This is a genomic window from Polaromonas sp. CT11-55, from assembly GCF_047303325.1.
Lineage (GTDB): Bacteria > Pseudomonadota > Gammaproteobacteria > Burkholderiales > Burkholderiaceae_C > Polaromonas.
Genome location: NZ_JBKBEX010000029.1, coordinates 1 through 20,701, shown reverse-complemented (window position 1 = coordinate 20,701; position 20,701 = coordinate 1). Strand labels below are relative to the sequence as shown.

Annotated in this window: 19 protein-coding genes; 13 read left to right on the top strand and 6 right to left on the bottom strand. The window is 64.8% G+C overall.

Features of this window, described 5'->3' with window-relative positions:
- Positions 1-59 precede the first annotated feature (59 nt).
- The 5 genes from guaA to tadA all read left to right on the top strand — a co-directional run bounded on the left by guaA (position 60) and on the right by tadA (position 4,655).
- Complete coding sequence (gene guaA / locus ACEN8I_RS20730; protein WP_413330513.1) at positions 60-1,679, top strand: glutamine-hydrolyzing GMP synthase; 1,620 nt, start codon at positions 60-62, stop codon at positions 1,677-1,679.
- Positions 1,680-1,690: 11 nt separating this feature from the next.
- Positions 1,691-2,275 carry a 2'-5' RNA ligase family protein gene (locus ACEN8I_RS20725; RefSeq protein ID WP_413330512.1) on the top strand — a complete coding sequence of 195 codons (585 nt, stop codon included), beginning with the start codon at positions 1,691-1,693 and terminating at the stop codon, positions 2,273-2,275.
- Between the two features lie 64 nt (positions 2,276-2,339).
- Positions 2,340-2,978 (top strand): FMN-binding negative transcriptional regulator, encoded by a 639-nt coding sequence (locus ACEN8I_RS20720; protein ID WP_413330511.1) that lies wholly within the window; start codon positions 2,340-2,342, stop codon positions 2,976-2,978.
- Position 2,979: 1 nt separating this feature from the next.
- On the top strand, positions 2,980-3,207 hold the full coding sequence (locus ACEN8I_RS20715; RefSeq protein ID WP_413330510.1) for a hypothetical protein: 228 nt from the start codon (positions 2,980-2,982) through the stop codon (positions 3,205-3,207).
- A gap of 47 nt (positions 3,208-3,254) precedes the next feature.
- Positions 3,255-4,655: a tRNA adenosine(34) deaminase TadA gene (gene tadA, locus ACEN8I_RS20710; RefSeq protein ID WP_413330509.1), complete on the top strand. Its 1,401-nt coding sequence runs from the start codon at positions 3,255-3,257 to the stop codon at positions 4,653-4,655.
- Here tadA and ACEN8I_RS20705 read toward each other — a convergent pair.
- Positions 4,639-5,247 carry a trimeric intracellular cation channel family protein gene (locus ACEN8I_RS20705; RefSeq protein ID WP_413330508.1) on the bottom strand — a complete coding sequence of 203 codons (609 nt, stop codon included), beginning with the start codon at positions 5,245-5,247 and terminating at the stop codon, positions 4,639-4,641. The two genes, tadA and ACEN8I_RS20705, sit on opposite strands and share 17 nt — an antisense overlap.
- A 69-nt stretch (positions 5,248-5,316) precedes the next feature.
- Here ACEN8I_RS20705 and ACEN8I_RS20700 point away from each other — a divergent pair, with 69 nt between their 5' ends.
- Positions 5,317-6,240, top strand: a complete 924-nt coding sequence (locus ACEN8I_RS20700) for an LD-carboxypeptidase (RefSeq protein WP_413330507.1) — start codon at positions 5,317-5,319, stop codon at positions 6,238-6,240.
- A 141-nt stretch (positions 6,241-6,381) separates the two neighbouring features.
- On the opposite strand, the gene ACEN8I_RS20695 is transcribed toward ACEN8I_RS20700, so the two are convergent.
- A complete protein-coding gene (locus ACEN8I_RS20695; protein ID WP_007865471.1) occupies positions 6,382-6,687 on the bottom strand; it encodes a hypothetical protein in 306 nt (101 codons plus the stop codon).
- Between the two features lie 354 nt (positions 6,688-7,041).
- Here ACEN8I_RS20695 and ACEN8I_RS20690 point away from each other — a divergent pair, with 354 nt between their 5' ends.
- The 3 genes from ACEN8I_RS20690 (at position 7,042) to ACEN8I_RS20680 (ending at position 12,143) form a co-directional block, all read left to right on the top strand.
- Positions 7,042-8,469, top strand: a complete 1,428-nt coding sequence (locus ACEN8I_RS20690) for an aldehyde dehydrogenase family protein (RefSeq protein ID WP_413330506.1) — start codon at positions 7,042-7,044, stop codon at positions 8,467-8,469.
- Positions 8,470-8,594: 125 nt separating this feature from the next.
- A complete protein-coding gene (locus ACEN8I_RS20685; RefSeq protein WP_413330505.1) occupies positions 8,595-9,530 on the top strand; it encodes an FHA domain-containing protein in 936 nt (311 codons plus the stop codon).
- Between the two features lie 99 nt (positions 9,531-9,629).
- Positions 9,630-12,143 carry a penicillin acylase family protein gene (locus tag ACEN8I_RS20680; protein ID WP_413330504.1) on the top strand — a complete coding sequence of 838 codons (2,514 nt, stop codon included), beginning with the start codon at positions 9,630-9,632 and terminating at the stop codon, positions 12,141-12,143.
- Between the two features lie 21 nt (positions 12,144-12,164).
- On the opposite strand, the gene ACEN8I_RS20675 is transcribed toward ACEN8I_RS20680, so the two are convergent.
- Both ACEN8I_RS20675 and ACEN8I_RS20670 read right to left on the bottom strand, forming a co-directional pair.
- Positions 12,165-14,339 carry a catalase gene (locus tag ACEN8I_RS20675; RefSeq protein ID WP_413330503.1) on the bottom strand — a complete coding sequence of 725 codons (2,175 nt, stop codon included), beginning with the start codon at positions 14,337-14,339 and terminating at the stop codon, positions 12,165-12,167.
- Between the two features lie 108 nt (positions 14,340-14,447).
- Entirely contained in the window at positions 14,448-14,750 is a 303-nt protein-coding gene (locus tag ACEN8I_RS20670; protein WP_413330502.1) for a hypothetical protein, read from the bottom strand.
- Between the two features lie 328 nt (positions 14,751-15,078).
- Between ACEN8I_RS20670 and ACEN8I_RS20665 the strand changes: the two genes are divergently transcribed.
- From ACEN8I_RS20665 to ACEN8I_RS20655, 3 genes are read left to right on the top strand one after another with little or no spacing between them, the layout of a single operon-like run.
- The gene (locus ACEN8I_RS20665) at positions 15,079-15,513 is read left to right on the top strand and encodes a response regulator (protein ID WP_413330501.1); all 435 of its coding nucleotides are present in this window, start codon (positions 15,079-15,081) and stop codon (positions 15,511-15,513) included.
- A 31-nt stretch (positions 15,514-15,544) separates the two neighbouring features.
- A complete protein-coding gene (locus ACEN8I_RS20660; protein WP_413330500.1) occupies positions 15,545-15,880 on the top strand; it encodes a hypothetical protein in 336 nt (111 codons plus the stop codon).
- 32 nt (positions 15,881-15,912) lie between these two features.
- Positions 15,913-16,122 (top strand): hypothetical protein, encoded by a 210-nt coding sequence (locus ACEN8I_RS20655; RefSeq protein WP_139200861.1) that lies wholly within the window; start codon positions 15,913-15,915, stop codon positions 16,120-16,122.
- Positions 16,123-16,144: 22 nt separating this feature from the next.
- Here ACEN8I_RS20655 and ACEN8I_RS20650 read toward each other — a convergent pair whose 3' ends face one another.
- Positions 16,145-17,056 (bottom strand): hypothetical protein, encoded by a 912-nt coding sequence (locus tag ACEN8I_RS20650; RefSeq protein WP_413330499.1) that lies wholly within the window; start codon positions 17,054-17,056, stop codon positions 16,145-16,147.
- 90 nt (positions 17,057-17,146) lie between these two features.
- Positions 17,147-17,875, bottom strand: a complete 729-nt coding sequence (locus tag ACEN8I_RS20645) for a hypothetical protein (protein WP_413330498.1) — start codon at positions 17,873-17,875, stop codon at positions 17,147-17,149.
- Positions 17,876-18,170: 295 nt separating this feature from the next.
- On the opposite strand from ACEN8I_RS20645, the gene ACEN8I_RS20640 reads away from it, so the two are divergent.
- On the top strand, positions 18,171-20,701 hold a 2,531-nt coding region (locus tag ACEN8I_RS20640), incomplete at its 3' end, for a HAMP domain-containing protein (RefSeq protein WP_413330497.1).

Below are 20,701 nucleotides of genomic sequence, written 5' to 3'. Positions count from 1 at the left end.
CAGCCGGCCAGGGCGTCTTGAAAGACGCCCTTTCTTTTTTTGCCTTGAAGAAGCCCCTCATGCAACACCAGAAAATCCTCATCCTCGATTTCGGCTCCCAGGTCACCCAGTTGATCGCGCGCCGCGTGCGCGACGCCCATGTGTTCTGCGAAGTCCATCCCTGCGACGTCAGCGACGACTGGGTCCGCGAGTATGCCAAGGACGGCACGCTCAAGGGCGTGATCCTCTCCGGCAGCCACGCCAGCATCTACGAAGAAACCACCGACAAGGCGCCGCAAGCCGTCTTTGAGCTGGGCCTGCCGGTACTGGGCATCTGCTACGGCATGCAGGCCATGGCGCACCAGCTGGGCGGCAAGGTCGAGGGCGGCCACAAACGCGAGTTCGGCTCTGCCGATGTGCGCGCCCGCGGCCACACCGCGCTGCTCAAGGACATCGCCGACTACACCACGCCCGAAGGCCAGGGCATGCTGGACGTCTGGATGAGCCACGGCGACAAGGTCACCGAAATGCCGCCGGGCTTCAAGCTCATGGCGTCCACCGATTCCTGCCCCATCGCCGGCATGGCCGACGAAGAGCGCCGCTTCTACGCGGTGCAGTTCCACCCCGAGGTCACGCACACCAAGCAGGGCAATGCCATTCTCAAGCGCTTCGTGCTCGACATCTGCGGCACGCGCCAGGACTGGGTCATGGGCGACTACATCAGCGAAGCCGTCGAGAAGATCCGCCAGCAGGTCGGTGACGAGGAAGTCATCCTGGGCCTGTCGGGCGGCGTCGATTCCTCGGTGGCCGCGGCCCTGATCCACCGCGCCATCGGCGACCAACTGACCTGCGTGTTCGTCGACCACGGCCTGCTGCGCCTGAACGAAGGCGACATGGTGATGGACATGTTTGTCGGCAAGCTGCACGCCAAGGTGATTCGCGTCGATGCGAGCGCGCAGTTCCTTGGCCACCTGGCCGGCGTGAGCGAGCCCGAGGCCAAACGCAAGATCATAGGCCGCGAGTTCGTCGAAGTGTTCAAGGCCGAGGCCGCCAGGCTCAAGGCCGGCGACGGCGGCCACAAGGGCGCCAAGTGGCTGGCCCAGGGCACGATTTACCCCGACGTCATCGAGTCCGGCGGCGCCAAGAGCAAAAAAGCCGTCACCATCAAAAGCCACCACAACGTGGGCGGCCTGCCCGAGCAGTTGGGTCTCAAGCTGCTGGAGCCGCTGCGCGAATTGTTCAAGGACGAAGTCCGCGAGCTCGGCGTGGCTCTGGGCCTGCCGCACGACATGGTCTATCGCCATCCCTTCCCCGGCCCCGGGCTGGGTGTGCGCATCCTGGGCGAAGTCAAAAAGGAATACGCCGACCTGCTGCGCCGCGCCGACGCGATCTTCATCGAGGAATTGCGCAACTTCAAGGATGCGACCAGCGGCAAGACCTGGTACGAACTCACCAGCCAGGCCTTCACCGTGTTCCTGCCGGTCAAAAGCGTGGGCGTGATGGGCGACGGCCGCACCTACGACTACGTCGTGGCCCTGCGCGCCGTGCAGACCAGTGACTTCATGACAGCCGACTGGGCCGAGCTGCCTTATGCGCTGCTCAAAAAGGTCTCAGGCCGCATCATTAACGAGGTGCGCGGCATCAACCGCGTGACCTACGACGTGAGCAGCAAGCCGCCGGCGACCATCGAATGGGAGTGAGGTCCTGAGCCATGCCCGGGCAATCCTCCCTATTCGGCTTTGAGGAAGACGCCAAGCCGACGGACAGGCTGTTTTTCGCGCTTTTTCCCGACGCCGAGGCCGCGGCGCGCATTGCAGAGTGCGCCCGCCAGTTGCGCGCGCAGCACGGCCTGCACGGCGCGCCACTCAAAACCGAGCGCTTTCACATCACGCTGCATCACCTGGGCGACTATCCCGGCCTGGACCAGGGTATCGTCGACATGGCGAGCCGGGCCGCGGCCGCGGTCAGGGCGGCGCCGTTTTCGGTCACCTTCGACCGGGCCGTGAGTTTTTCGAGTTCCCCGCGCAACCGGCCCTTTGTGCTGCGCGGCGATGCCGGCCTGGCCGAACTGATGCTGTTCCAGCGGGCATTGGGCCTTGAGATGGCTAAAGCTGGGCTGGGGCGCTGGGCGAAGCCGGCTTACACCCCCCACGTCACCTTGCTTTACGACGACCGCGCCGTGGCCGAACAGGCCATCGCACCCATCCGCTGGACGGCCGGCGAGTTTGTCCTGGTGCGCAGCCTCATCGGCCAGACCCTGCATATTCCATTGGCGCGCTGGCCCTTGCGGCCCTGAGCCTTTGGCTGGCCGTGGGGGCTGGCGCGGGAAATCTGCGCGGTTTTCGCCTATGCTTCAGCCCATGTATCTGCCACCCCAATTCAAAGGTGACAGCGCCCAGGCCGCGGCGCTGATCCATGAGCACCCCTTTGCCAGCCTTATCAGCGTCGACGACGCAGGCCTGCCCTATGTGACCCATTTGCCGCTGCATCTTGAAATGCGGGGCGAGCAAATGGTCTTGCTGGGCCATGTGGCCAAGCCCAACCCGCACTGGCGCTACCTGCAGGCACGGCCCCAGGCCGTCGTGACATTCCTCGGGCCGCACGCCTATATGTCGCCCAAGGTCTACCCCGACCTGGCGCGGGTGCCGACCTGGAACTACCTGGCCGTGCACTGCACCGTGCAGGCCACACTGATTGAAGACCCGCTGGCCAAGGACCGCCTGCTCAAAAAGCTCATAGGCGACCATGAGCCGCCTTTTGCCCAGCAGTGGCGTGACCAGGGCGAGGAATTTGCCCACAAGATGCTGGCCGGCATCGTGGGTTTTGAGTTGCAGGTGACCGAGTTGCAGTGCAAGCTCAAAATCAACCAGCACAGGCGCGAAGCCCATGCCGCGATGAAAACCATTTACGCCGCCGGCAATGAAAACGAGCGCGCCCTGGCCGGCTGGATGGATCGCCTGGGCATTTCGGCCGGCAACGACAACTCCAAGGAGGCTTGATATGCGCGGTATTTTCAGCATCGTGGGTCTGCTGGTCACTTTGGCCATCATCGGTTTGCTGGTCAAAAAGCAGCTCGGAACCCAGGTGGCCGTCCCGGCGACGCCCGGCGTGCCTGCCGTTTCCGCCGACGCGCCGCCGCAGGTGCGCAGCCAGCAAGCCCAGCAGCAAGTCAAACAGGCCGTCGAGGGTGCTCTGCAACAGGCCCGTCCCATGCCGGATGAGAAGTAAGCCGGGAAGAATCAGTCCCCGCCTGCACAGGCCGGGTTGAAGCGGTCATGAGCGACGAAACTTTCATGCAACAGGCGCTGGCCCAGGCGCGCATGGCTGCGGCAGCGGGCGAAGTGCCCGTGGGCGCGGTGGTGGTGCGGCGCGGCGAGGTCATTGCGACCGGCCGTAATGCGCCGGTGGACGGCCATGACCCGACGGCCCATGCCGAGATCGTGGCCCTGCGCGCCGCGGCGCAGGCGCTGGGCAACTACCGGCTCGACGACTGCGAACTCTTTGTCACGCTGGAACCTTGCGCCATGTGCAGCGGAGCCATGCTGCATGCACGGCTGCAGCGTGTGGTGTTCGGCGCGGCGGATCCAAAAACCGGCGCGGCCGGCTCGGTCGTCAACCTCTTTGACCAGCCTCAACTCAACCACCAGACCCGCTTGCAGGGTGGCGTGCTGGCCGGGGAGTGCGGTGGGCTGTTGCAAGCCTTCTTCCGCCAGCGGCGGGCCGACAAGCGCGAAGAGGCGCGCCTGGCGCATCCGCTGCGCGACGATGCGCTGCGCACGCCCGACGCTGCGTTTGAAGGGTTGCCCGATTACCCGTGGCAGCCCCGTTATGTCAGCGACCTGCCCGCGCTGGGTGGGTTGCGCATGCATTACCTGGATGAAGGCGGAGAAAGCAGGCAAGGTGAGGGCGGCCTGACCTGGCTGTGCCTGCACGGCAACCCGGCCTGGAGCTATCTGTACCGCAAGATGATCCCGGTGCTGCTGGAGGCCGGGCATCGTGTGGTTGCGCCCGACCTGGTCGGCTTCGGCAAAAGCGACAAACCCAAGAAAGACGGCTTCCACAGCTTCAGCACCCATCGCCAGATCCTGCTGGAACTGGTAGAAAGCCTGGACCTGCAAAACGTGGTGCTGGTGGTGCAGGACTGGGGCGGCCTGCTGGGCCTGACGCTGCCCATGGTGGCGCCGCAGCGCTACAAAGGCTTGCTGGTCATGAACACCACACTGGGCACCGGCGATGCGCCGCTGCCCGCGGGCTTTCTGGCCTGGCGCGAGATGTGCGCGAAAAACCCGGAGTTCGACGTGGCGCGCCTGTTCGCCCGCGGCAATCCGCAAATGAGCCCCGCCGAGTGCACGGCCTACAGCGCGCCCTTTCCCGACAAAGGTCACCGCGCGGCCTTGCGCGCATTCCCACCCATGGTGCCCGACAGCCCCGATGCCGACGGCGCCGCCATTTCACGGCAGGCACGCGACTTCTGGCAAAACGACTGGACGGGCCGCAGCCTGATGGTGGTAGGCGCGCAGGACCCGGTGCTGGGCCCGCCCGTCATGAATGACCTGCGGGCTCTGATCCGTGGTTGCGGCGAGCCCGTGGTACTGGCACAGGCCGGGCATTTTGTGCAGGAGCACGGCGAGCCGGTCGCGCGCCAGGCTCTGGCGTTTTTCAGCCCGGTAGCTTGAAGACCGGCAAGTGCAAGCCCATGAAGATGGCGCAGATCCGCAGCGCTGCCACGGCGACCAGGCCCGCCCCGAAAGCCCATGAAGGCTTGAGCCCCAGCGTCTTGAGCAGCAGGTAAAGCGTGATGCCGGCGATCGCGGCGCTGGCGTAAATGTCCTGGCGCAGCAGCAGCGGCACCTGGTTGCTGCAGATGTCGCGCATCAGGCCGCCCGCCACGCCCGTCATGGTGCCCATCACCACCACGATGATGGGCGACAGCCGCGCCGCTTCGGCCAGTTGCGCACCCGAGAGCGCGAACAGCGCCAGCCCTAGTGCGTCAGCCACCAGCAGGGCCTGCGACGGGATCGGCAGCAGTTGCACATACAGCATGGTGCCCAGGGCCGCCGCGGCAATCACCAGCAGGTAGGCGGGCCTGGCCATCCAGAACACCGGGTGGCGATTCATCAGCAGGTCTCGCAGGGTGCCGCCGCCTATGGCGGTCAGTGCCGCCAGCACCAGCACGCCCAGCAGGTCGAGCTGCAATCGCCCGGCCGCCAGCGCGCCGCTCACGGCAAAGACGGCAACGCCCAGCAGGTCCAGCACATACAGCATCATGGTGGCCCTGTTTATACCTGCTGGCTTGCAGGCGCGGAAAGTTGCGGCGGCAGTGGGATACTTGCAGCCGTGAAAAAACATATCTACATCTATTCCCCCTCCAGCGCCGTGCGCGACAAAGCCGCTTTCAAGCGCGGCGTGCAGCGCCTCACCGCCCTGGGCCATGAAGTCGAGGTCGACACCGACGCGCTCGCGCGCCACCAGCGTTTTGCCGGCGACGACGAGACCCGGCTGGCGGCCATACACCGCGCGGCCGCAAGCGGTGCCGACGTTGCCCTGATCTCACGCGGCGGCTACGGCCTTTCGCGCATCCTGCCGGGCATCCCCTACAAAGCCGTCGCCAAGGCCATCGCGGGCGGCACCCGTTTTGTGGGCCTGAGCGACTTCACGGCCTTCCAGATGGCGGTGATGGCCAAGACCGGCGCGGTGACCTGGGCTGGCCCCGCTCTGGGCGAGGATTTCGGCGCCCAGGCACCGGACGAGATCACCGAGGCCTGTTTCGACGACCTGATCACGGGGCAGGGCGAGGGTACGGGCTGGCAATTGCCCAAACCTACGGCCGATGCCAAGCCGGCCGCCGATTTCATGGTCAAGGACGCGGTGCTCTGGGGCGGCAACCTGGCCATGCTGTCTTCACTGGTGGGCACGCCTTACCTGCCGGCCGTCAAGGGCGGCATCCTGTTCATCGAGGACGTTGCCGAGCATCCCTATCGCGTGGAACGCATGCTCACCCAGCTGCTGCACGCCGGCGTGCTGGGGCAGCAAAAAGCCATCATCTTCGGACAGTTCACAAATTACGCGCTGGTGCCGCACGACAAGGGCTTCAAGCTGGCGACGGTGATCGCCTGGCTGCAAAGCAAGGTCAAGGCGCGCGTGTTGACGGGACTGCCTTTCGGCCACGTGCCGACCAAGGTGGTGCTGCCGGTGGGCCTGAAAACCACCCTGGCGGTGGAGGGGCGCGACGCCTTTGTGCTCTGGGGCCACTTGCACTGAGCGGGCACCGGCGCGCGGGGCGCCGGCTGCGGGCGGACAAAAATAAACCAGCTAGAAGCTGGTTTAAAAAGTTGCCTTGGAGGCCAGGAAGAAACTGGAGAAACTGAAAAAGAACTAACGAAGGAAAAAAAGAAAAGGGGTTCAGGTGGTGAGCGGGCTGGACCGCGAACTCAGTCCGCGAGGCAGCATGCCCTTGAATTTGTCGCTGATGCGGCTGACTTTCTCACGGGCGATGGTCTCACCGTGCATGGCCGCCAGCACCGCCATCACGTCGCCGCGGGTGTACCACAGGCTCTGCACGTCCTGGGCATAGCGCACGCGACGGGTAATCTTGGGATAGTGTTTTTCGCCGAATTCACCGAGTTCATCGAGAATGAACTGGCGGATGTCCTCGGTGCGGTCTTCCAGCACCGACGGCGTGACTTCTCCAGAGCCCAGCAGGGCCATGAAGCTGCTTTTCAGATTAGGTTTTAACCAGCGCATTTGCCACACAACTTTCTACCGAAACATCCCTGGAATATATTTAGCTGCATCACCTCGAACGGCGTCTTCTGTTAGATTAAGACGACATCTAAGGATATGCAAGGTGTTTTGTGTGAAATGGTTAACGCAAAACAACAAATGAATCAAGGAGTTAGTAACCAGATGTCAAGTTGATTCTGGTTTTGAACACTGTTTAAATCTTTAGGCCTACAGAGGGATTTTCCCTGTGAGTCAAAAGTCACCCCCTCTTTTTTTGGGCATTATTCACCATTTTTGGGGCCTTCTCCCGGCCCTTTCCGGACCGCCATGAGCACACAAATGACCGTATATCCCGCGCATTACATCAACGGCCAGTGGGTCAAGGCCCAGTCTCCCGAAACCCTGCCCGTTCATGATTCCAGCACCGAGGCGTTGATGGCTACGGTGCCCGCCGGCACTGCGGCGGAGGCCGAAGCCGCCGTGCTGGCGGCCCGCGCGGCCTTTGAGGGCTGGGCGGCCCTGCCGGTCGAGACGCGGGCCGCCTACTTGGACAAGGTGGCGGCCGGCGTCAAGGCCCGCACCGAGGACCTGGCCCTGGCGATTGCCCGCGAAGTCGGCATGCCCCTGAAAATGGCCCGCGCCGTCCAGGTGGGCGGCCCGGCGTGGCACTGGGGCAATTTTGCCAAGGTGGCGCGCCAGTTTGAATGGGAAAAGACCGTCGGCAACTCGCTGGTGGTGCGCGAGCCCATAGGCGTGGTGGGTTGCATCACGCCCTGGAATTTCCCGCTGAGCCAGATCACGCTGAAGATCGCGCCGGCTATGGTGGCGGGTTGTACCGTGGTGCTCAAGCCCAGCGAAATCGCACCCGTCAATGCCATGATCCTGGCCGAGATCATCCACGAGGCGGGCCTGCCGCCCGGCGTCTTTAACCTGGTCAACGGCATGGGCCCGGTGGTGGGCGAGGTGCTGGCCACGCACCCCGAAGTCGACATGGTGAGCTTTACCGGCTCCACCCGCGCCGGCAAGCGCGTGGGTGAACTGGCCAGCCAGACCATCAAGCGTGTGGCGCTGGAGCTGGGCGGCAAGTCGGCCAGCGTGGTGCTCGATGACGCCAATTTCGAGGCCGCCGTCAAGGGCACGGTCTCGGCCTGCATGCTCAACAGCGGGCAGACCTGCTCGGCCCACACCCGCCTGCTGGTGCCGGCCGGGCGTTACGAAGAAGTCAAGGCCCTGGCCCAGGCCGCCGTCGCCAAATTCAGCATAGGCCCCAGCCTGGAGGAGGGCAGCAAGCTCGGCCCCCTGGTCAGCGCCGGCCAGCGCGACCGTGTGCTCGGATTCATCCGCACCGGCATCAAAGAGGGCGCGGACGTGATCGCCGGCGGCGCCGAGGCGCCCGCCTTCGACAAGGGCTATTTTGTCCAGCCCACCATTTTGGGTATCAAGGCGACGGACACCCTGGCCCAGGAGGAAATCTTCGGCCCGGTGCTGGTGGTCATTCCCTACAAGGATGAAGAGGACGCCGTGGCGATCGCCAACAGCACCATTTACGGCCTGGGCGGTGCGGTCTGGAGCGGCACCGACGAGCACGCCATGAAAGTCGCGCGCCGCCTGCGCACCGGCCAGGTCGACATCAACGGCGGGCCTTTCAACGGCCAGGCACCCTTCGGCGGTTACAAGCAGTCAGGAAACGGCCGTGAAAACGGCATTTATGGCTTTGAGGAATTCCTGGAATTCAAGGCCATGCAGCTCAAGCCCAGCGCGAGCTGAGTCTTTGCGCTCCCGCCCCCGGCCAGGCAAGTGGCCGGGGCATCTCGTCGGCGCGCCTGTGTCATAAGTTCTATGTGCTACTTATGTTTTAATGGCGTTAAAACTACAAGCAGTTACATCGATTTATGGCAGAAGTTACCGTCGTTTTTGCCGATCTCACAGGAAGCACCGGGGTTTTTGAATCGCTGGGCAATGCCAAGGCCACACAGGCCATCACGCGACTGACCCAGTGGATAGGCAAGGTCTGCCATGCCTACCGCGGCCACGTCGTCAAATACCTCGGCGACGGCGTGCTGGCGGTGTTTCCCGACAATGCGGACGCCGTCGACGCAGTGACCGAACTGCAGCGGGTTCACCGTGATCGCATCCGCAACTGGCCCGAGCAACTCAAGATGCGCCTGCAGGTGGGCGTGGCGCGCGGTGAAATCGTCGAGCAGGACGGCGACTGTTTCGGCGACGCCGTCAACCTCGCCTCGCGCCTGAGCGACCTGTCGGGCCCCGACCAAATCCTGGCCACCGATGTAGTCATCCGGCACTTACCATCTGACACACTCGTGCGCTCCCGAAGCCTCGGCGCGCTGGAAATCCGCGGCCGCAGCGAGGCCTGCCTGGTGCACAGAATCGAATGGCAGTCCGAGGTCATGTCGGAGTCCTTCACGGTGCCGGCCAGCCTGACGGTGCCGCCGGCGACGCCGCCGGCCGCCGCCCTGGCGCTGATCGAGCTTTGCTGGCTGGACATCAACACCGCCTTCGCCTCGACCGAGTTGCCCATCTTCCTGGGCCGCGACCAGGATGCGCATTTTGTGGTGCAGGATCCGCGCGTGTCCCGCCGGCATGCCCGGATTGAATACCGCGCCGGCAAGTTTTTCCTCGAAGACGTCAGCAGCTACGGCACCTGGGTGCGCTTTTCCGACAACGCCGCGGTGGTGGCGTTGCGCCGGCAGGAGTGCGTGCTGCTGCTCGAAGGCGAGATCGCGCTGGGCGCTCCCTTTGAGGATTTCACCGTTCCCACCGTCAGTTTCAAGTTTGCCGACGGCAAAATGCACTTGCAGAAAAAGTAGGCCGGGGCCATCCTGCCGGGTGCGGGATGGCAAAAAAGGCCCGCCACGCACCGTGGTGCTGCCGCCGGGTGACCTCCATCCGGCGAACTTACAGGGAACATGATCTTGGTCTGGTTCAAACGGATTTTTGCCGCCTTGGCCGCCTTGCTGCTGCTTGCCGCGGCGGCCTTGGGCATTTATGTGTACCGGGCCAGTCCCGCGCTGGACGGTGAGCTGCGGGCCGCCGGCCTGCGGGATCGCGTGACCCTGGCGCGCGATCCGTCCGACATCACCCACATCAAGGCCCAATCGCCGCGCGACGCCTGGTTTGCCCTCGGCTATGTGCATGCCCAGGAACGCGGCTGGCAGCTGGAATTCAACCGGCGCGCGATGCACGGTGAACTCTCCGAGGTGTTCGGGCCGGCCACGCTGGACACCGACAAGCTGCTGCGCACCCTGGGCGTGGTGCGCGCCGCCGAGCGCCAATGGCAGGGCCTGCCCGCCGAGGGACGCGAGGCCATGCAGGCCTACAGCGAGGGCATCAACGCCTTTTATGCCGGTTCGCCGCAGGCCTTGTCCCCCGAGTTCCACATCCTGGGCGTCAAGCCCGGCGGCAATTCCGGCACGGCCTGGTCGCCCACCGACAGCCTGGCCTGGTCGCTGATGATGGCACTGGACCTGGGCGGCAACTGGGGCACTGAATTCGCGCGCCTGTCGGCGGCCCGCGTGCTCAAGACCCCCGAACTCTGGCAGCTGTTCCCGCCTTATCCCGGCGAGGAGCCCGCGTCCAAGGTGGACTTCAGCAAGCTCTACGCCGAGCTCGGCGTGTATCGGGCTGAGGTTCCCGCTACCCAAAAGGTCTCCCGCGGCCCGGACGCCGGCGCGGTCGCCATGGCGCAAGGCATCAACCGCTGGGCCGACGCGCTGGGCGAAGTCGATGGCAAGGGTTCCAACAACTGGGTGGTGGCGGGCGCGCGCAGCACGAGCGGCAAACCCCTGCTGGCCAACGATCCCCACCTGGGCCTGTCGGCGCCGGCCATCTGGTACTTCGCGCGCCTGCAGGCGCCTGCCGGCGGGGGCGGCGATGCAGACCGCGGGCTGGACGTCATAGGCGCGACCTTGCCCGGCTTGCCTTTTGTGGTCCTGGGCCGCACCCAAAAAATGGCCTGGGGATTCACCAACACCGCGCCCGACGTGCAGGACCTGTACCTGGAGCAGATCAATCCCGCCAACCCCGGGCAATACCGCATCCCGGCCGCCGCAGGCACCGCCTGGGCCGACTTCCAGACCCGCCGCGAAACCATCAAGGTCAAGGGCCAGCCCGACGTGCTGCTGGATGTGCGCGAAACCCGCCACGGCCCGGTGCTCAGCGACGTGCAGAAATCGCACGCCGAACTGCTGGATACCCGCAAATACGTCATCGCGCTGCGCTGGAGTGCGCTCGACGCCGACAACCAGACGGTGCTCGCGGGCCTGCGCATCAATCGCGCACAGTCCGTGCAGGAACTGGTGGACGCCTTCGCGGCGCACCACTCGCCCATGCAAAACGTCGTGGCGGCGGACGTCGCGGGCGGCCTGGCCTTCAAGGCCGCCGGCAAGGTGCCGCTGCGCAAACCTGACAACGACATTCGCGGCATCGCGCCATCGCCGGGTTGGGATGCCCGTTACGACTGGGCCGGCTGGCTGCCGTACGCGCAAACGCCCGAGGCCGGCCGTGCCGCCATTGAAGCCAAAGGCTGGTGGGCAACGGCCAACCAGCGCATCACGCCGCCGGCTTATCCCTTCTTCATGGGCCAGGACTGGACCGTGCCTTACCGCTACGACCGGATCGAGCAGTTGCTGGCGGCCGCGCCAAAGCACGATGTGGCTTCCATGCAAAAAATCCAGGCCGACCTGCTGTCGCCCGCGACGGTCAAGCTGCTGCCTTTCCTGCAGAAAACGCTGGCGCAGCCGGTGAAGCACCCGCTGGCCGAAGCCGCGCGCAAAGCCCTGGCCGGCTTTGACGGCAGCATGCGTGCCGACCAGGCAGCGCCGCTGGTGTTTGCCGCCTGGGCTGACGAGCTCACGCGCGGCATCCTGGGTGGCAAACTGGGCGAGGCGACTTTCAGGCCGCTTTACGGCAAGCGCCATTTCAGAAGCGCGCTGGAGGACATCCTGGAGCGCCAGGACCTCAACTGGTGCGGCGCGGCCGGTTGCCAGGCGCAGTCCGCAGCGGCGCTGGCCCGGGCGCTGGATCGCCTGCAGGCAGCTTACGGCGCCGACGTCGCCGGCTGGACCTGGGGCAGGGCGCATCCGGCCTTGTCGGCCCACAAGCCCTTCGGCAATGTTGCCTGGCTGGCGCCCTGGTTTGACGTGCGTGTGCCTACGGGCGGCGACCCGTTCACGGTCAACGTGGGCCAGTACTGGGCCACGGGCGATGCCACGCCTTTTGCCAACCGGCAGGCCGCGTCCCTGCGCGCGGTGTACGACATGGGCGACCCTGAAAAATCCCTCTTTATCTACCAGACCGGGCAGAGCGGCCTGGTGTTTTCCAGCCGCTACCGCGACATGCGTGACAGCTGGGCCGCCGTGCAATACCGGCCCCTGCAGATGAACCCGCCGGCCTTCGCGCACCAGCTCACGCTGGTGCCCTGAAGGTCCTCTCCGCCCCGAGGCTCACGCCGGGATCGCGTCCACGTTGAGCCGGTCCCAGTGGCGGTGCTGCGCGATCGCCGCCAGCAAATCCTGCGACACCTGGCCGTCCGTCACCTTGCGCGCATCGGCAATGATGACGCCCGGCGTGGGCTCGCTGACGGCTTCCGGGTCTTTGCCCAGGCTGAAACCCAGAGTCGACAGCAGCTGCGCGCCGTCGTTCACCGCGCAAATCGTCTTGCAGTGCTTGTAGGCTTCCAGCACAAAGTGCACTGCCTCGCCCATGGCGCCCAGCGTGGCGGCGCTCTCGCTGCCGCCGGGTATCAGCACCGCGTCGAACATCACCGAGGGCATGTTGGTGAACGTGTGGTCCACCGCCAGTTGCCGGCCCGATGAGGTGCTCACGGTGCCCAGGTGCGGCGCCACCAGCTTGCACTGGGCGCCGGCGTCCAGCAGGTCCTGCTGCAGGCGCTTGAGCGGCGCGGCTTCCACTCCGTCGGCCACCAGGATGGCCACCTTGCGCGTTTTGGCGCTGCCGCCGGGGCGGCCCACCATGCGCAGGGCCGGGTCTTCCTCCACCTTGCTGGTGATGCGGTGCTCGCGAAAACCCAGCCGGCCGGCCGCGGCCTTGGGGTCGGGCGGCTTGATGCCCAGGGGCGCGGCCACGCGCGTGGCCAGCTTCAGGTCCACATGGGCCAGGTTGTCCACCATGCGCTGGCGGATCTCGGGCACCTCCACCTTGGAAAGCTCAAAGCGAAAGGCCGCCACGATATGGTCTTTCTCCGGCAGGCTCTGGCTGTTCCAGAACAGCGCGGCCTGGGAAAAATGGTCGTCAAACGATGGGCTGCGGCGACGGATTTTCGGCGGCTCCAGTTGCTCCGGGTATGACTGGAAGCCCTGCGCGCCGCCGTCCACCCTGAACTCGGTGCCGTTGCCCAGCGTATTGGGCTCGTAGGCGACCCGGCCCTTGGCGATGGCCTGGCGGTGCATGCCGTCGCGCTGGAAGTTGTGCATGGGGCAGACCGCCCGGTTGATCGGGATTTCATGGAAGTTGGCGCCGCCCAGGCGCGACAGCTGGGTGTCGGTGTACGAGAACAGCCGGCCCTGCAGCAGCGGGTCGTTGGAAAAATCAATGCCCGGCACCAAGTGGCCCGGGTGGAAAGCCACCTGCTCGGTTTCGGCGAAAAAATTGTCCGGGTTGCGGTTCAGCACCATCTTGCCTATGGGCTGCACCGGCACCTGCGCCTCGGGGATCAGCTTGGTCGGGTCGAGGATGTCAAAGCCCAGCTCAGCCTCCTTGCCTTCGTCGACGATCTGCACGCCCAGTTCCCACTCCGGGAAGTTGCCGCTTTCGATCGCTTCCCACAGGTCGCGCCTGTGGAAGTCGGGGTCCTTGCCGGCGATCTTTTGCGCCTCGTCCCAGGCCAGGCCGTGCACGCCCAGCTTGGGTTTCCAGTGGAATTTCACAAAAAAGGCGCCGCCCCGGGCATTGATGAAGCGAAAGGCGTGCACCCCGAAGCCCTCCATCATGCGAAAGCTGCGCGGCAGGGCGCGGTCCGACATGGCCCACATCAGCATGTGGGTGGATTCGGGCATCAGCGAGGCGAAGTCCCAAAAGGTGTCGTGGGCGCTGGCCGCTTGCGGCATTTCGTTGTGCGGTTCCGGCTTGACCGCATGGACCAGGTCCGGGAACTTGATCGCGTCCTGGATGAAGAACACCGGGATGTTGTTGCCCACCAGGTCGTAATTGCCCTCGGCGGTGTAGAACTTCACCGCGAAGCCGCGCACGTCGCGCACCGTGTCGGCCGAGCCCCGTGAGCCGGCCACGGTGGAAAAGCGCACGAAGACCGGTGTTTCCACATCCGGGTCCTGCAAAAAACCGGCGCTGGTGTACTGCACCATGGACTTGTAGGGCTTGAAATAGCCGTGCGCGCCCGCGCCCCGGGCATGCACCGCGCGCTCCGGAATGCGCTCGTGGTCGAAGTGGGTGATTTTTTCGCGGAGTATGAAGTCCTCCAGCAGGGTCGGGCCGCGCACGCCCGCTCTCAGCGAGTTGTGGTTGTCCGGGATCTGCAGGCCCTGGTTGGTCGTCAGCACCGGGGCGCTGCCCGCGGTGAAGCTTTCCAGCTGGGTCTTCTTGTCTTTGGCGCCATCCGTGGTCCGATGGGGGCTGGCAGTGTTGCGCTTGGAGGGCGGCATGAACATCCTTGTGTCAAAAAAGGGACTCCGCCTGGGGCTGGTGGCCTACAGGCGGATGCGGGAGGGAAGGTGCGCAAACATCGGCCAAGCGCGGGCGCCGTGTGGCGGTCAGTTGTCGAGCAGGCCTTCCAGTACTTTGACTGTGGCCAGCAGGCCCAGCGCGGCGACTGTGCCCGCCAGGCACCAGGCCATGAATTCCTGCAGGACTTGCGCAATGCTGTCCGGCAGGGCCATGGACACCAGGAACAGGCCTGCCGCGCAGACCAGCACCGTCAGGAAAGCGTGGAGCAGGTCGATATCGCGAGGGTCGGCATGGACCCGCCAGGCGGTCAGCAGCCCCGCGGCCATGCCTGTCAAAAGTCCGGCCATCAGCTTCATGGTGGTGGTTTCCTGTGCTTGGGTGATCGTCACTGGGTGGTGCATGGACATTACGGGTTCGCGGCCAGCCGGGTGGTAGCCCGACATCGGCGTGCCATGTAAGGGCTTTCTGCTCCTCGCGTAAGACATGGCTTACCGGTGCCGCCAAGGGGGCGCCAAGGAGGGGCGTGGCGCGCTTCCTTCCCCGGTCCCATGGTTTTTGAAGAAGCCCACGGCGCCGCGTGGCCTTTTCTCCTACAAGGCCATGCTCGCCCCTCCGGCACAAAGCCGCAAACGCCGCGCGTAAATTCAAGGGCATGAAAACCGGCACGAGCCCACCCCACCACCCTTGTTTGCCTTTGTTGCGGATCGGCACCCCACCATGAAAATGCGAACCTACCTTGTGGAAGACAACCCGACCATCCGCGACAACCTGATCAGCACGCTGGAAGAGCTGGCGCCCGTGCAGTCGGTCGGCAGCTGCGAAACCGAGGACGAGGGCACCCAATGGCTGACGCAGCATGAAAGCCAGTGGGACCTGGCCATCGTCGACCTGTTCCTCAAGCAGGGCAGCGGCCTCAGGATCCTGCAAGCCTGCCGCGAGCGCAGCCCCTCGCAGAAGATCGTGGTCTTCAGCAACTACGCCACGCGCGAAATGCGCATGCGCTGCGCCGAGCTGGGCGTGGATGCGGTGTTCGACAAATCCACCGAAATCGATTGCCTGCTGGCCTACTGCCTCACGCAGAGCCGCAAGCTGGAAAACGCCGCCAACGACGACTCCAGAAATTCGCTGGATGCAAGGTTGCAGTCCGCCTGAACCCGAACCCGCAGTAAAGCCAGCCCGGACCATGAGCACACCTGCGGCTTCACTCGCCGATATGCCCCTCGAGCTGCCGCCCTACAGCGGGCCCAGGCGGCTGGACGACGATGTGTTCCAGACGGCCGAAGAGGCCGTGCTGGTCGAAGGGCAGGGCAGTGCCGCCGCGTTGCCGTTGCCGCCATCCGGTTCCGCCGCCACAGGCCGCCGTGGTTTGCCGTTCACACAGGCCATTCGCGCGCATGTCGCGGCCCGGCCCTGCCAATCAGCCCTGCTGGCCGCCGCGGCGGGCGCACTGGCCATGCTGGCCTTGCGTTCGCAACTGCGCGGCCGCCTGCAGTTGCCGCGCCGGTCCCGCTTGCGATGAGGCCGGACGCGTCCCTGAATCAAGGAAATTCCATGCCCCTGCATCTTCATGTTCCCCAGCCGCCGCCCGGCACACCGGGCATCCACATCCCCGAGGAAGTCCCGCCGCTGATCGTGCCGCCCGAACCGGGCATGCCGCCCGAGATCACCGACCCACCGCCGCCCGAGCCCACGCTGCCGATCCGCGAGCCGGGCACCAACGTGCCGCCCCAGGCCAGGCCGGCCAGGACTTCCGACTTCTAGCCTTTGGCCTTTCGCTTGCGGCTCAGGAAGCCTGCTGGCGCTGGTATTCGGCGCGCTTCATGCTGAGGTAGCTTTCCTTGTCCACCTCATGCAGCTGCCGGGCGTACTGCTCGGTTGCGTCGAACCAGTGTTGCAGCCGCGCCTCCAGCTGCTGGGCCGGCGGCTTGTCCAGCGAGGCCAGGTAGGCCTCTATCGCCAGGTAGTAGCGCATGGTGTTGCGCTCTACCGTGCCGCGCATGCCGTCCACAAAGGCGGTGGTGCCGCCGCGTTGTACCCGCGTGAAGCCGACCTTGCCGCTGCCGGCCGTGGCCAGGTAGCCTTGCATGGCCAGGCGGCCGGCGACGCCGTAGCCGTAGGAGTAGCGCAGGTGCATAAAGGTCTTGCCGCCGGGAAGCGGCACCGCCTGCAGCTCGATGCGGTAGTTGTTTGTGCCCAGGGGGCCTTTGTCCGACCTCAGGTTCGCCGCCAGGTAATCGGGTGAGCTGGTGGCCAGCCGGTAGCTGAATTGCAGCGCAAAAGCATCTTCCAGTTGCTGCTCGGTCTTTTTGCCGATATGCATGTTCAACACGCTCGGGCTTTCGTTCGCGCTCGCATGGCAGTACTTGGTGTTGATGTGCAGTATCAGCATCTCGCACCAGCGGCTGGGGCTTTTGAAAGCGCCGCTGACCGTGGCGAACGGCGAATTGAGCACCGCGTAAGCGCTGCCGGTCACCTCGTTGGGGCTTTCGGCCGATTCCAGAAACAACGGCCTGCGGTAGGCATTCTGCGCAAGCTGCCCGGCCAGTTCCGCGTGCTTTTCGAGCAGGGCCGGCGCACCGGATTCCGCGCTCGCGGCGGCGACTTGCGGCGCTTGTGCAGCGGCCGGGAAATGGACGGCGCAAAGCAACCAGCCACACAGCAGGGCATGACGCCCCAGACGTCGAAGAGGATTCATGGCTTCAGTGTGCCAGCGCGAACGGGGCCTGTTGCGCATACGCTCCCTCGTCCTACATGGGGTCGCCGCCAGCGTGAAGGCCGCGGCCGGTCAGGCTTGCACCGTCTCCGCGCGCGCATGCGAATCCGCCGCGGCAGCGGCTTCGAACTGCAGCGTGAACCGGTTCTTCCCGTGAAGCAGCTGCACGGATTCCTGCTGGGCCAGTGCCTGCACATCGCGCCAGTCCAGCAGACGGTAGGGCGGCTTGTCCGCCGCGCGCACGGGCTCGGCAGTATCGTGCGGCTTGAGATCGATGTGAAGGGAAAGAACGTCCTGCGCGAACTCCGCTCCTATGAGCACCTTGCCGGGCGCGTCGGCCGCGTCGGTCAGCGCGATGAGGGCGGAGGTCAGCACATTGCGAAGCGCGGACTGGGGCAACTGCACAACGGGGCCACCGGTGTTGTCGACCACCGAAAAGCCCTTGAACGAAAGCTGTGTTGTCACCATGCCCAGGCATTCCGCGATGCCCGCATCGGCTGTGATCAGTCGCTTTTCCTTGGGCGCCAGCCAGCTCATCAGATCCACGCAGGACGCCGCAGCTTCCTTGGTCAGCGCCACGATATCGCGCGCGTTTCTCAACAAGGCCTCCGGGTCCGTGTCGGCTTTTTGCAGGCGCCGCTCCAGCATCGCCGCCACCATCGCAATCGGCTGCAGCGTCCCCGCCATGTTATGGCGTATCACCGGAGCCAGCCGGCGAAGCAGCGCGTAGTGCGCCGCTTCGGCCTCGCACCTTTGCAATCCGCTTGTCTGTGTTGCCGTACTGCTGGGTTGAACGCTCATGGTGCTGCCGCCGATGGTGGTTTCACGAAAACTGCAGGCGAATCTGCAGGGCCCACGCCGTGCAGCGACACCCATCCGGCCGCGATATTTTTCAAGGCGTAACTACAAAATGTACAGCGGTCAAATCGAAGTTTGTGTAAGCCAAAACCTACAGTTTGCCCACTGTGACAAGCTCGCCGCACATTGTTTTCCCCCTTACGAAAATAGTGTGCGATTTGATTGTCATTCTGTATCTTCGCGAGTAATCTCGGCACCCGTTTCTACAAAAAGTTACCCTCAATACAGGATGAACAACATGGAAGCTTTGACCAAGCTTTCGGTGGTGGAGCGCGACACCGAATTGAAGTCCATTCTCAAATCCCTGAGCGCGCTCAGGCGTGGAGAGGCCGGCGTCACACTTCCAACCGAGTGGGACGGCATCTATGGAAAGATCGCCGCCGAATTCAACCAGCTGTCGGCCATGACCACCGCGACCACCAGCCGCTGCAAAGGCCTGGCGTCCAAATCCCGTCTGGCAACACGTGCCAGCCGGCGCCTGCCCGAGGACAAACTCTCGGGCTTCTGGTTGCAGAATGCGATGGCCATCAACACTGTGCTTGATGAAGCCGAGACAGTGACGGAGCAGACCAAGGTGGTGCTGACTGCCTTGACCGACCTCAAAAAAGGCGATGCGCGCGCTTCGCTGCCGCAAGACTGGACCGGCGTGCCCGGCAAGGTCGCCGATGCCTTTAACGATGTGGTCTCCGAAAACGTGCGCATGGCCCGCGAACTCGAACGCCTGAGCCGCGTGGTCGGCAAGCAGGGACGCCTCAAGGAACGGGCTTTTGTGCCTGACGCCTCGGGTTTCTGGCGCGACTCCGCCGAGTCCATCAACTCGCTGATCGCCGACCTGGTCCATCCGACCAGTGAGGTGGCGCGCGTGATAGGTGCCGTGGCCCAAGGCGACCTGTCCAAGAGCATGGCACTGGAGGCCGAGGGCAGGGCACTCGAAGGCGAGTTCCTGCGCACCGCCATGATCATCAACAAGATGGTGGAGCAGCTCGGCACTTTCTCGGCCGAGGTGACGCGCGTCGCACGCGAGGTGGGTACCGAGGGCAAGCTGGGCGGGCAGGCCGATGTGCAAGGTGTGGCCGGTACCTGGAAGGACTTGACCGACTCGGTCAACTCCATGGGCTCCAATCTCACGGCGCAGGTGCGCAATATCGCCGAGGTGACGACCGCCGTGGCGGCCGGTGACCTGTCCAAAAAGATCACGGTGGACGTGAAGGGCGAGATCCTGGAACTCAAGAACACCATCAACACCATGGTGGATCAGTTGCGGTCCTTCGCGTCCGAAGTGACGCGGGTGGCGCGCGAGGTGGGCACCGAGGGCAAGCTTGGTGGCCAGGCCGACGTGCAGGGTGTGGCCGGCACCTGGAAGGACTTGACCGACAACGTGAACTTCATGGCCGGTAACCTGACCAGCCAGGTGCGCAATATCGCCGACGTGACCAAGGCTGTGGCGGCCGGCGACCTGTCCAAAAAGATCACGGTGGATGTGAAGGGCGAGATCCTGGAACTCAAGAACACCATCAACACCATGGTGGACCAGCTTTCTTCGTTCGCCTCTGAAGTGACGCGTGTGGCGCGCGAGGTGGGCACCGAAGGCAAGCTGGGCGGCCAGGCCGATGTGCAAGGCGTGGCCGGCACCTGGAAGGACTTGACGGATTCTGTGAACTCCATGGGTTCCAACCTCACGGGCCAGGTGCGCAACATCGCCGAGGTGACGACCGCCGTGGCGGCCGGCGACCTGTCCAAAAAAATCACGGTGGACGTCAAGGGCGAGATCCTGGAGCTGAAAAACACCATCAACACCATGGTGGACCAGCTCTCTTCATTCGCCTCCGAAGTGACGCGCGTGGCGCGCGAAGTGGGTACCGAAGGCAAGCTGGGTGGCCAGGCCGATGTGCAGGGGGTGGCGGGTACCTGGAAGGACTTGACCGACTCGGTCAACTCCATGGGTTCCAACCTCACGGGCCAGGTGCGCAACATCGCCGAGGTGACCAAGGCCGTGGCGGCCGGTGACCTGTCCAAAAAGATCACGGTGGACGTCAAGGGCGAAATCCTGGAACTCAAGGCCACCATCAATACCATGGTGGACCAGTTGCGGTCTTTCGCCTCTGAAGTGACGCGGGTGGCGCGCGAGGTGGGTACCGAGGGCAAGCTGGGCGGGCAGGCCGACGTACAGGGCGTGGCCGGCACCTGGAAGGACTTGACCGACTCGGTCAACTCCATGGGTTCCAACCTGACCGGCCAGGTGCGCAACATCGCCGAGGTGACGACCGCCGTGGCGGCCGGCGACCTGTCCAAAAAGATCACGGTGGATGTGAAGGGCGAGATCCTGGAACTCAAGAACACCATCAACACCATGGTGGACCAGCTGCGATCCTTTGCCTCTGAAGTGACACGGGTTGCACGCGAGGTGGGCACCGAAGGCAAGCTGGGCGGCCAGGCCGATGTGCAGGGTGTGGCCGGTACCTGGAAGGACTTGACCGACTCGGTCAACTCCATGGGTTCCAACCTCACGGCGCAGGTGCGCAACATCGCCGAGGTGACGACCGCCGTGGCGGCCGGCGACCTGTCGAAAAAGATCACGGTGGACGTGAAGGGCGAGATCCTGGAACTCAAGAACACCATCAACACCATGGTGGACCAGTTGCGGTCTTTTGCCTCTGAAGTGACGCGTGTGGCGCGCGAGGTGGGTACCGAGGGCAAGCTGGGCGGCCAGGCTGATGTGCAGGGCGTGGCCGGCACCTGGAAGGACTTGACCGACAACGTGAACTTCAT